Source organism: Flavobacterium sp. EDS, assembly GCF_020991525.1.
Lineage (GTDB): Bacteria > Bacteroidota > Bacteroidia > Flavobacteriales > Flavobacteriaceae > Flavobacterium.
On sequence record NZ_JAJMOZ010000005.1, the window covers coordinates 72,949 to 85,534 of the forward strand.

The 12,586-nt window shown below is 33.3% G+C and carries 8 protein-coding genes; 7 read left to right on the forward strand and 1 reads right to left on the reverse strand.

What is annotated here, in order from left to right:
- Positions 1 to 185 precede the first annotated feature (185 nt).
- Together LPB87_RS09310 and LPB87_RS09315 are read left to right on the forward strand one after the other, a co-directional pair.
- On the forward strand, positions 186 to 1,445 hold the full coding sequence (locus LPB87_RS09310; protein WP_230727719.1) for an alginate export family protein: 1,260 nt from the start codon (positions 186 to 188) through the stop codon (positions 1,443 to 1,445).
- A 236-nt stretch (positions 1,446 to 1,681) separates the two neighbouring features.
- Positions 1,682 to 2,335 (forward strand): hypothetical protein, encoded by a 654-nt coding sequence (locus tag LPB87_RS09315; protein ID WP_230727720.1) that lies wholly within the window; start codon positions 1,682 to 1,684, stop codon positions 2,333 to 2,335.
- An 87-nt stretch (positions 2,336 to 2,422) separates the two neighbouring features.
- Here the strand turns inward: LPB87_RS09315 and LPB87_RS09320 are convergent, their stop codons facing one another.
- Positions 2,423 to 3,004: a molybdenum cofactor guanylyltransferase gene (locus tag LPB87_RS09320; protein WP_230727721.1), complete on the reverse strand. Its 582-nt coding sequence runs from the start codon at positions 3,002 to 3,004 to the stop codon at positions 2,423 to 2,425.
- A gap of 946 nt (positions 3,005 to 3,950) precedes the next feature.
- Between LPB87_RS09320 and LPB87_RS09325 the strand changes: the two genes are divergently transcribed.
- The 5 genes from LPB87_RS09325 (at position 3,951) to LPB87_RS09345 (ending at position 12,507) form a co-directional block, all read left to right on the forward strand.
- Positions 3,951 to 7,073, forward strand: coding sequence for a TonB-dependent receptor (locus LPB87_RS09325; protein WP_230727722.1), 3,123 nt, complete (start codon positions 3,951 to 3,953; stop codon positions 7,071 to 7,073).
- Positions 7,074 to 7,087: 14 nt separating this feature from the next.
- Entirely contained in the window at positions 7,088 to 8,560 is a 1,473-nt protein-coding gene (locus LPB87_RS09330; RefSeq protein WP_230727723.1) for a RagB/SusD family nutrient uptake outer membrane protein, read from the forward strand.
- A 29-nt stretch (positions 8,561 to 8,589) separates the two neighbouring features.
- The gene (locus tag LPB87_RS09335; protein ID WP_230727724.1) at positions 8,590 to 10,521 is read left to right on the forward strand and encodes an arylsulfatase; all 1,932 of its coding nucleotides are present in this window, start codon (positions 8,590 to 8,592) and stop codon (positions 10,519 to 10,521) included.
- Positions 10,522 to 10,718: 197 nt separating this feature from the next.
- Positions 10,719 to 11,792 carry a sterol desaturase family protein gene (locus LPB87_RS09340; protein ID WP_230727725.1) on the forward strand — a complete coding sequence of 358 codons (1,074 nt, stop codon included), beginning with the start codon at positions 10,719 to 10,721 and terminating at the stop codon, positions 11,790 to 11,792.
- 4 nt (positions 11,793 to 11,796) lie between these two features.
- Positions 11,797 to 12,507: a thioredoxin domain-containing protein gene (locus LPB87_RS09345; RefSeq protein WP_230727726.1), complete on the forward strand. Its 711-nt coding sequence runs from the start codon at positions 11,797 to 11,799 to the stop codon at positions 12,505 to 12,507.
- The last annotated feature ends 79 nt before the right edge of the window (positions 12,508 to 12,586 follow it).

A 12,586-nucleotide genomic window follows, 5' to 3' on the forward strand; every position in this document is an offset into this window, starting at 1 on the left:
TTAGTTAATATTTAATATCCCAAATATTTAATACTCTTATTGTTCCAAACAAAAATAAGATACACTTCATTTATCAAAAATAATTAATAGTACTATTTTAGTATAGAATACTGGTTTCATGACTTTTATCACAATAAAAGACTTTTTTGTCTTTTAAATTTGTACTACATATAAATAACTCACTCATGAAAAAAATAAAAAATATTGCTTTATTGCTATTTGGAGGAATAAGCATTGGTTTGCAGGCACAAGAATTTGATGCTAATTTACAACTCAGACCCCGTTACGAATATAGAAACGGCTACAAAACACTTTTACCTGAAGGTCAAGCAGGAACATCATTTGTCTCACAACGTTCAAGATTAAACTTAAACTTTGCGCAAGATCAGCTAAAAGTCAAATTAACTCTTCAAAACGTAAGAACTTGGGGAGATGTTGCAAATGCAAATGTTTCCGACAAAAATGGAGTGGCAGTATTTGAAGGTTGGGCACAATATGACTTTGATCAAAAATGGAGCACTCGTGTTGGTCGCCAAGTTATCTCGTATGACAACCAACGTATTCTTGGAGAAATAGACTGGGCACAACAAGGACAAAGCCATGATGCAGTATTAGTAAGTTTCCATCCTAAAAATCATCAATTGGACTTAGGAGTAGCTTACAACTCTAACGCAGAAAACTTAATCGAAACTCCCTATACCATTTCTAATTATAAATCCATACAATATGCTTGGTATCATACAAATGTTGATGCATTGGGCATAAGCTTATTAATGCTAAATACGGGTTATGAATATGCGAATCTAGAAAACAAATTATTAGTAGATTACAAACAAACCTTTGGAACTTATCTAACTTATAAAACTAAAAAACTTGATGCTAATCTTGGCGTTTATGGGCAAACAGGTAAGAGTACAGACAAAAATGTTAGTGCATGGTATGCAGGAGCAAATCTTGGTTATGCAATAACTGATGCATTTAAAACTTCGTTAGGATATGAATTCTTATCTGGAAAAGACACAAATGATGGAAGTACTGCTGTAAAATCATTCAATCCACTTTTTGGAACGAATCATGGATTTAATGGTTTTATGGATTATTTTTATGTTGGTAATCATCAAAACAGTGTAGGTTTACAAGATGCCTACTTGAAGTTAAGTTATACTATCAACAAATGGCAATTTGCTTTAATTCCGCATGTATTTAATGCTCCTAATAAAGTTATAACCCCTACAAATGAAAAACTAGATTCTTATTTAGGTACTGAAGTTGATTTAACTTTTGGATATGCTTTTAAGAAAGACATAACAGTTAGCGGAGGCTACTCTCAAATGTTTGGATCTGAAACTTTAGAGTTATTGAAAAACGGAGATGCTGGTCATACTAACAACTGGGCTTGGTTAATGATTGCTATAAATCCACGAATTTTTACTTCAAAAAAATAGCTTGTATATAGTAAACTATACAATTTTCATATTTACCCTTTGCTTAAAATCAAAGGGTATTTTTTTTCATATTATTCATAAAATAATTGATTAATCATAAGATTGAGGAAAAACTTAACATTGGCATGTATTTTTATTGTTTACATTTACTTAACTGAAAGCTAACATTTTAAATACATTATTAATCTTTCATCATTACTAACTTCAGAACTTTTCAATTATAAAGCCAATATCATATGGAAAAAAAAGCAACAGAGGGTACTCCTCAAAATACTGACTTACCTGTAGCTGATACTGTTCAGCCAATTGTAGAAGATAAGAAAACAGAAACTACTCCAATAGTAAAAACGCCGACCAAAGCTCCAGTTAAAAGAACAACTGTTGCAAAAACACAAACAAAAACTACTACCGCTACAAAAGTTGCACAAAAAGCTCCTGTGAAAAAAGTAGCACCAGTTAAACCAACTGCTAAAACAGAAACCACAGTAGCAGAAAAAAAACCGCAAAGTGTTCCTGCAAAAAAAGTAGCTACCCCACCAGTAACTCTTCCAAAAACCAAAGAAGCTGTAACAACTGAAAAAACAATTGTTGCAACAAAAGAAAAGAAAGTTATAGCACCTAGCACAGGTACAATCGTTGGTGCGATAGACGAAATTATAAAGGACAAATCAAAAGATAAAAAGAAGAAAAAGATGAAAGAAAAAGACAAGGATAAAGAGAAAGAGAAAAAGAAATTAGCCAAGAAAAAAGAAAAAGCTAAAAAAGCTAAGCTTAAAGCAAAAACAAAAAAGAAAGAAAAAGCTAAAAAGGCAAAGGAAAAAGCTAAAGCAAAAAAAATAGCCAAGAAAAAGGCAAAAAAATCGAAGTCAAAATCGAAAAAGAAAAAATAAATTAAAATTTGGGTTTAACTTTAAAAAGTTAAACCTTTTTTATTTCCAAAAAATTCATCTCTTCTCAATAGAATATACAGCAAGCTTTTACATCATTGTATTCATATTGGCATCAAGATCATTTAACTCATCTGGTGAATTTATATTGGTAAAATTTAAACTTTGAGTTTCGTCAAAAGTTATAATTTGATGCGGTACTTTGGCAATTAGATTCATTAATTTCAAATCTCCCTGATTAATTGCTTCTTTAATATCTGGAAGGATTTTTTTTGCATAAATCCCAATCAAAGGATGCATACGGCTCTCTGATGATAAAACAGTAATTAAAGCTTCCTCATCATGCTTCTCTATCAACTCTGATAATAATTCAGTAGAAATTAAAGGAATATCACAACTTAAAATCATATTAAATTCAGTATCAGAATAATATAAGGCTGTATATATACCTCCCAAAGGCCCTTTATCAATTTCGATATCACTAATTTTTTTATACTCTAAATAGTCATAATCATTCCCATTTGTAACTAACTGTATATTAGTTGTAATTGGCAATATTGCCTTGATGATGTGTTCAATAAAAGGCTTGTCTTTAAATAAAACTAATCCTTTTTCTGATTGCATTTGGGAACTTTTTCCTCCACATAGAATAAAAACTGCAAGATCTTTCATATCAAAAATATATTTTATTCATAAAAACATTCCTTTTGCATCTGCTACCAAAAAACTAAGTAATTATAAATGAGCAATAAAACATATAAATTTAAGCTTAATTCTTTATACTCTCATACAAAAAGTGATCAAATAGCATTTGAAATCAACTTTGGTACACACCAAAGAGTTAATTGATATTCGAATGATAAATCCTTAAAACTATTCGATCAAAAAAAACAATCATTAGCAATATTATTGATCCCTTTTTAAACGTATTTTCCATTTATACAATAAAAAATGTATTTAAAAAACTATTTATCATTGGTAATCGCATTTTTTTTAACATTATAAAATACAAAACAAACAACTAAAAATCAACACATTAAACACTAAAACAAAGCTTAAAAATTGTTCTATCCTATTTATTTTTAAAAATAATTATCTAAATTTTTGGTTTTTATTATATATAATTTAACTTTGTCTATAGAATTAGTAGAGTTTAAATAAAAACAATCTATACTTTGAAAACAATCGAGAGAATATCGAACTACATCCTTCCTAAAAAATACACATATAACACCTTCTGTTATATGTGTATGTGTTGCTAATTCTCATTGGACTATTTCTGTTTGTGTTTATCTATTAAGTTATAACTATATAGTTTGAACCAAACGAATTGTATTAAACCTCTTCCCACAATTATCTTTCTGAAAGTGCTATCCTATTCTTTACCTCAACCGTAAGGAACAGCTTGGTGGAAAATTATGTAAAAAACTAAAATAAATAATTAACTAAAAAAAGAAAAATGAAAACTATGTATAGAAGTTGCTGTAAATAAAAAAAGCCATTTCTGCGGCAACAGAAATGGCAGGCTTAAAAAAAAATGTGAATCTCTTTATAAAGGAAACGATTGTTGATTTCTCAGCTCTCGCTATGCCTTTACTATTTAAACCAACACAAAGAAATGAAAAAAAAATTAAACATATACTCATTGCTATTCCTTCTGTTTGTATCAGCAGGAATTAAAGCACAAAATACAACCCCTCTTATACAATCTAAACTTGATGGAACGGTAGTCGATGATATTACAAACCAACCTATTATAGGAGCTTCCGTAAATATTAAGGGAACTACTCACGGAGTTATTACAGATACAGAGGGAAAATTTTATTTTCAGACTGGTCAAAAATTCCCATATACTTTAATCGTAAGTTACATAGGGTACAAAAAAATTGAAGTAGTAGTTGATAAAAACCCAGTCATCATCAACTTAAAAGAAGAGCGTCAGGAACTAGATGAATTAGTAGTTGTGGGGTATGGAACTCAAAAGAGAAAAGATATTACAGGTTCGGTATCTTCAGTTCCAAAAGCTAACCTAACTCAAGTAACCTCATCTGCAGATAATTTATTAAGAGGAGCAATTCCGGGAGTAGTTGTTACTCAAAGTTCAGGTCGGCCTGGAGCATCTTCGAGTGTACGTATTAGAGGAGGAAACTCTATTACAGCAGGTAATGAGCCTCTTTATGTTCTAGATGGAATATTGATTTATAATGACAATAATAATAGTACAGCTGGAGTGGCAAATTCTGGAGCAACAATTAATGTATTATCAACAATTAATCCGAGTGATATTGAGTCTATTGAAGTACTTAAAGATGCTTCTGCAACAGCAATCTATGGATCTCGTGGTGCTAATGGTGTTGTAATTATTACCACAAAAAAAGGAACTAAAGGACAGGATAACATATCGTATCAAGGCTATTTTGGTTTTCAGAATGTTTCAAAAAAAATAAAATTATTAAATGCTAGCCAATGGGCAAGTTTACGTAATGATGTTCAAGCAAGTATTGGGCAAGCTCCTTCTTTTTCTCTAGCCCAAATAGAAGCCCTTAAAACTTCAGGAGGATATGACTGGCAATCGGCGGCCTTTAGAACTGCTGCTCCTGTTCAGAATCATCAACTCTCTTTTTCTGGTGGAGATGAAAGATCAAGATATGCAATTTCTGCTGGTTATTTTGATCAAGAAGGAGTTGTAATTGGATCTGATTTTAAACGAATTTCGCTTCGTGTCAATTATGAAAAAAATTATTCGCAGGCTTTTAAATTTGGTGTAAATGCTAATTATAGTAATTCAGTATCAAATGGCGTAGGTACTAATTCTAGTAGCCGTCAACCTAATCCATTAGTTGCTGCCTTGCTAACCGCCCCAGTAGTTTCTATTAAAAATGACGATGGAAGTTATAATGTAACTAATAATCCATACGCAACCTCTGTCAATGGTATTATTTCGAATCCTATTAATGATTTAGAAAATACAATTAATCAAACAAAAATTAATAGAATATTAACCAGCTTATTTGGTGAATATAAGATAGCTAAAAAACTAACCGCTAAAGTAGCCGTTAGTGGAGATATAATTAACACCAAACAAAATTATTACGCCCCATCACATACATCAAATGGCGCAGGGACTAAAGGATTAGCTTCTGTTGGAGATAGATTAGTAAGTTCTGTATTAAATGAAAATACCCTAAACTACAATACCAATTTTGGAGAAAACCATAAATTCTCTGCTTTGGCAGGATATACGCTCCAGTATACTCAAGGTGAAGTTGTGAATGCAGGTGCCAATTCATTTGTGAACGATGCTAATACTTATAATGCTTTACAAGATGGTGTAGGTGTAAAACCATATAGTGATGCATTCGAAAGTGTATTGAAATCATGGTTAACCAGAGTAAATTATTCTTATAAAGGCAAATATAATTTTACGTTATCTGCACGTGCTGATGGTTCTTCAAGATTTGGTTCGGAATCACTTTGGGGATATTTTCCATCAGCAGGTTTCTCATGGAATATTACTGACGAAGAATTTGCCAAAAACATCAAGGGGGTAACTGAAGCAAAACTGCGATTGACTGCTGGAACAACAGGAAATCAAGAAATTGGAAACTACCTTTCTTTAGCATCAATGGGTTCTGTTAACTATGCTTTTGGGGGTACATTACAAACCGGATTGGCTCCTACCCGCTTGGCAAATCCAGATTTAAGATGGGAAAAAACCAATCAATATAATGTAGGTTTAGATTTGTCATTATTAGATCGAAAAATAAATTTTGTTTTTGATGTCTATTACAAAAAAACAAAAGATTTACTTATTAATGTACCTATTCCTCTTACTTCAGGATATGCGACTGTACTTCAAAACATTGGAGGTGTTGAAAATAAAGGTATCGAAATTGGGTTAATAACCGAAAACTTAAAAACGGATAACTTCTCATGGAATTCAAACTTCGTATTCTCTGCCAATAAAAACAAAGTGGTTGCAATAGGAAACGGCGTTAATCAATTTTTTCCGGTAGTTCCAAATGGTTCTTTATTACAGCAACAGCCTGTAATTGTAAAAGTTGGATTGCCACTTGGAACATTTTGGGGGTACAAAACCAATGGTATTTTTCAAACTCAGGAAGAAGTCAATACACAACCTAAAATAAATAGTCTTGCCAATACAAAAGTTGGAGATCGAAAGTATGTAGATACTAATGGCGATGGAGTTATTTCGGCTGCTGACAAAGGGGATCTCGGAAGTTCTCAGCCCAAATTTGTGGGAAGTTTTAGCAATACAATTTCTTACCGCGATTTCGACTTGAACTTCTCATTACAAGGATCTTATGGAGGCAAAATATTTAACGCCCTTAACCAACAATTAGAAATTTCGACTCTTGGAACTAATGCTACTGCTAGCCTAGAGGATCGCTGGACGCCAACAAATCCGAGTAATGAAATTCCTAGAGCATCGAGTTCTCCATTAGGAATAGTTTCAGAACGCTATGTAGAAGACGCTTCTTTCCTAAGATTAAAACTAATCACCTTAGGATATACACTACCTAAGAGTCTTTCGTCTAAACTAGGAACAAAGAGCATTAAATTTTATGTCTCTGCCGAGAACTTAATTACATGGACTAAATACACTGGTTATGATCCAGAAGTGAGTTCATATGAACAAAACAACTTATATCCCGGAATTGACTTTGGAGCTTATCCAAACTCTAAAACATTCATTTCTGGCTTGAACGTAACTTTCTAAGTAAAAAATAAACGATGAAAAAAATAATAATAACATTACTAGTAAGTGCCAATCTATTTGTATCGTGCACAGAACTTGAGGTAACACCTACCTCTTTTGTTACCGAAGATAAGTACTTTAAAACACAAGATGATGCAGTTGCAAGCGTAAATGCTGTATATGCTTCCTTAAGCCTTGATCCAGGAGAACAAAGTTTATTTGGAAGAAATCTTTATTTTCTAACCGATATGGGTTCAGATTATGCTGCAGCAGGAGTTTCGGCAACTAATCCACAAGTTAGGGCAATGAGCAGTTTAACTCACGATGCAACTAATGATCGCGTTCAGGTAGCTTGGCGCCAAATTTATAGCGGGATAAACAGAGCCAATGTGTCTATTGACAATATCCCTAAAGTATCAGGATCAGAAGTTGTAAAGACGAGATTGATTAATGAGGCAAAATTCATTAGAGCCTTGTTATATTTTCAAGCAGTCCGTCTTTGGGGTGGTGTACCAATTGTTTTACATGAACCTAAATCAATCCAATTAGAAAGTCTAAAGTCAAGAAGAGAAACAGTAGATGCCGTCTATCTTCAAATTATTTCAGATTTAAAAGATGCTGAAAACCTACCTCCTACTTATTCTGCAAATGATGCTGGGCGTGCTACATCGGGAGCTGCAAAAGCTATTTTGGCTAAAGTATATTTGACAAGAAAAGATTGGCCAAATGCCATCCTTAAATCTAAAGAAGTTATTAATGGAGGCTATGGATATGCTCTTTTTGAAAATTTTGCCGATGTATTTAATAAAACAAAAAAGAATGGTAAAGAGCATATTTTTTCTGTACAATTTGAACCAAATCAAGCAGGAAACGGATCTAGCGGAAGTACTTTTCAAGGAACCTCTTTTACAGGATTTACTGCCACTGAACCAGCAGATATTATCTCGGATGTAGCGTTGTTTTATAATACCTATACAGCAGGTGATACCAGAAGAGATGTTAGTTATGCAAAACAATTACTCAATCCTGCAACAGGTACAGTTTATACTTTTCCGAAGCCCATATTTAAAAAATATCTGGATCTTACCAACTTAGCAACACCAGGTAATGTCGCAATTAACTTTCCTATTATTCGCTATGCCGATATTTTATTGTCTTTAGCAGAAGCAATAAACGAACAAGGAGCGCCAACAGCAGAAGCCTATGAAGCTTTGAACCAAGTAAGAAGAAGAGCATATGGAAAACCAATCAATACTCCCGATCCTACAATCGATTTGTCAGGATTAACTCCTTCAACATTTAGAGCCGCTATTCAGGAAGAACGCAAAAAAGAATTTGTTCAGGAAGGACAACGCTGGTATGATTTAGTACGCTGGGGAACTTTGGTTACCGAAGTAAAAAAAGTAACTGCTAAGGCTTCTGTTTCCGAAAGAAATAATTTATACCCAATTCCGCAAAGCGAACGAAATATCGATCCGATAGGATTACCTCAAAACACAGGATATTAACTACAAACCATAAATAAAACTATTTAAAAATGAAAAAAATTAAAAATAACAGCACACTCAAAAGTCCTAAAAAAGGGCTTTTGATTACAGCTTTACTTGTTAGTCAGTTAGGAGCAGTACAACTATTTGCACAAACAAATCCAGATGCCAGCTTTAAGGGTGTAATTGGTAAAACCTTAGCCGATTCAAAAGAATATTGGCCAGAACCAGTTACCGCACCAAAAGGAGCTCCAAATATTGTTTGGATTTTACTTGATGATGTAGGATTTGGTGCTTCAAGTTCTTTCGGTGGTTTGATACAAACTCCAACTTTTGATAATTTAGCAAATAATGGTTTACGTTACACCAACTTTCACACAACAGCAATTTGTGCGCCAACCCGCGCTGCTCTATTAACTGGAAGAAATTCAGGAAGAGTACATGTTAGTGGATTTTCACATACTGTTATGTCTGCAGGTTTTCCTGGTTGGGACGGAAGAATTCCATCTGATAAAGGAACCATTGCTGAAATTTTAAGAGATAAAGGATACAATACTTTTGCAGTAGGTAAATACGGATTGACTCCTGATGAAGAAGCTACCGATGCTGGACCGTTTGACAGATGGCCAACTGGTAAAGGTTTTGAACACTTTTTTGGTTTCTTAGGATCACAAACCGATCAATACAAACCCGATTTAGTAGAAGATAATGCTCATGTTACTCCAGATGGCAGACATTTAACAGATCAGATTACCGATAAAGCCATTAGTTATATCACCAAGCAACATAAAGCCGCTCCCAACAAACCATTCTTTTTATACTATGCTCCCGGAGCTGTTCATGCACCTCATCAGGTAGCCGAATCTTGGAGCGATCAATACAAAGGAAAATTTGATGAAGGTTGGGATGTATATCGTGAGAAAGTATTAGCTAATCAGAAAAAATTAGGAGTGATTCCTGCCAATGCGATATTACCAGAACGTAATCCGCTTATTACCGATTGGAAAAAATTGACTCCTGATCAAAAGAAAGTATATGCCCGATTTATGGAAGTATATGCAGGATATCTAACCTATACAGATCATGAAATAGGTAGAATTGTAAACCATTTAAAAGGAACCAACCAATTAGAAAATACTTTAATTTTTGTTGCAATTGGTGATAATGGAGCGAGTAAGGAAGGTACTTTACAAGGTACAATTAATCAATCTCTTTTTTCTAAAACGGTATCCGACGAGCAAAACCTTCAGAATAATTTAAACAATATTGGAGAAATTGGAACTGCACAAGGTTTAAACACTAATTATCCATTAGGATGGGCACAAGCTACAAATTCACCTTTTAAAAATTGGAAACAAGACGCCCAATCAGAAGGCGGAACTCGTAATCCTTTGATTGTTTATTACCCAAAAGGAATCAGTGAAAAAGGAGGAATAAGAAATCAATACAGTCATGTAACTGATCTACTTCCTACTACTCTGGATATTGCTGGAATTAAAGCACCAGAATATATTCGCGAAATTAAACAGGACATTATACAAGGTTCTACTTTATATGCTTCACTGAATAATGCAAAAGCTGAATCCTTACACAAAGTACAGTACTACTATATTTTTGGTAACAGAGCCATTTACAAAGACGGTTGGAAAGCTGCTGCGGCACATCTTCCAGATTCATTTGCTATAAAAAACTCATTAGGAAAAAACGAAGCTCCTGCACCTAGCAATTTTGATACTGATGTTTGGGAATTGTACAATGTAAACGAAGATTTTAACGAACGTATAAACTTAGCAAAAAAGTATCCAGAGAAATTAGCAGAACTAAAAAAGGTGTTTGATGAGCAAGCAAAAGAAAACAACCTTTATCCATTAATCGACTGGCAGGATGTATTTAATAGAAGAATACATAATCTTGGAGCCGATAAAGAAAAAACGCTTCAGGAATTGGCTAGAAAAGCAACGCAATCTGGAGCAGCTAACTAATAATAAATCTGATTCAGGTCTTTTACGAAAACCAAAAAGGCCTGAATATTTTTAAATAAATTCCACATACTATGAAACGAGTAGACTTTGAAATAATAGCAAAAAAGATTTTTGTTGGTGCAATACTCTTTTTAGTTCCACTAATCATTTTAGCTGGAGGTTTAACCTTAATAAATCAACTCTTAAAATAAAAAATCATGGCAACAACTCATAACTCAAATAGCAAACTAACAAGAGATTTAGGAATTAGTCTTTTAATATACTCATTGCCTGTATTAGCAATTTACTTATATTTTAAACTGAGTAATGGGATCGTAAGCGAATCACATATTACATTACCATCCTTTTTAGAATTTGTAAAACCTGCATTTCAGAATATCCGCAGTTGGGGATTAATTGCATTTATGCTGGTTTTAGGTATCATAGAATTTGCTGCTGGCTTATATGATGATCAATGGACTGGCGAAGAACGAAAAATAGATATCGTTTGTTTTCTTGCTCCTAAATTACTTTTACCACCTGTTATTGCTTTTTTTAGTTTAACAGTTTTACCATATGTAATTCCGAATCTAGAAAATTCACTTTCGTGGGTTCCTTTTTGGGGAGGTTTTTTCTTAATTGCTATAGCCGATGATTTAACTCAATATTGGTACCATCGCTTGCATCATCAAGTACCCTTTTTATGGCGTTTTCATAGAACACACCATTCGGCTCCATACATGGGAATGGCAATGGCTTCTAGACAAAATTTTATCTATACTGTATTCTTTTCTCAAATATACTTAACAGCAACCCTAACTTACTTAGGATTAGGATTACCTGCTTTATTTGTTTTGGTAATAAAAAGTTTTATCACTTTGGGTGCACATTCAAGTATTGCTTGGGACAAACCATTTTACAAATACAAAGTTTTACATCCAATTGCATGGGTATTAGAACGATTAATTTCGACTCCTGCCACACATCATGCGCATCATGCTGATACTAGCGGAGACGGTGTTGGACATTTTAAAGGCAACTTTGGTAATATGTTTTTTATTTGGGATATGATTTTTGGAACTGGTTTAATAACACGCAAATTTCCAAAATCATATGGAATGAAATCGTATAAACAAGAAGAATGGTATGCACAATTTCTTTGGCCAATATTCAAATCTAAAAAAGAAGGAAGCGCTTTAGCCGAAGGAGTGCTTGCAGTTCCATTAACACAAAAAGCAAACAATACTCCTTCGCAAAGTCCTGTTTATTTTGAACAACAAACTCAATCTTAAAACTATGAAAAATTCAAAACTTAAAAATAGCCTCACAGCACTCGTCTTGCTATTTACACTAATCGGTTTTTCACAAGATAAAAACCCGAATGTAGTACCATTGGAAGTATTTTATACAAAAATAAAAAGTCAAAAAAAACCTCAAATAATTGATGCACGAGGTGCTGATGAATTTGCTCTGAACCATATTAATGGCGCTGTCAATTTTAATTTACAATCCGAAAATTATGCCAAGCATATAGCTTCATTAGACAAATCAAAACCTGTGTTTATCTATTCAATTGGAGCTGGGCGAAGTGTAGCCTTAGAAAAAGAATTATTAAAGAATGGCTTCAAAGAGGCCTACAGTTTAGAAGGGGGAATTGCAAACTGGATTGGAAACGGAAAACCATTTTATGCTAATTCTAAAAGTAAATTATCCTTAACTGAATACAATAAAATTATTGCCGATAATAATACTGTTTTAGTAGATATTGGATCTAAATACTGTGCTCCATGTAAAAAAGTAAAACCAATTTTAGAAACAATTCGAGCGCAATATGGTAGCAATTTAAAAATTGTTGAAATCGAACTCGAAGACAGTCCACAGGTAATTGCAGATTTAAAAACCATAAACGTTTTCCCAACCTTGCTTTTATACAAAAAAGGAAAAATCATATTCAAAAAAGAAGGTATCAGCGATTTAAAAAATGATCTTGATGTGGCTTTGAATTAAGGTTTTAAAAAAGGTACTGAGGTACAAAGGTTCAAAGATTTCCTGTAGAGACGCACCCCAATGCGTTTAACCATTCAAG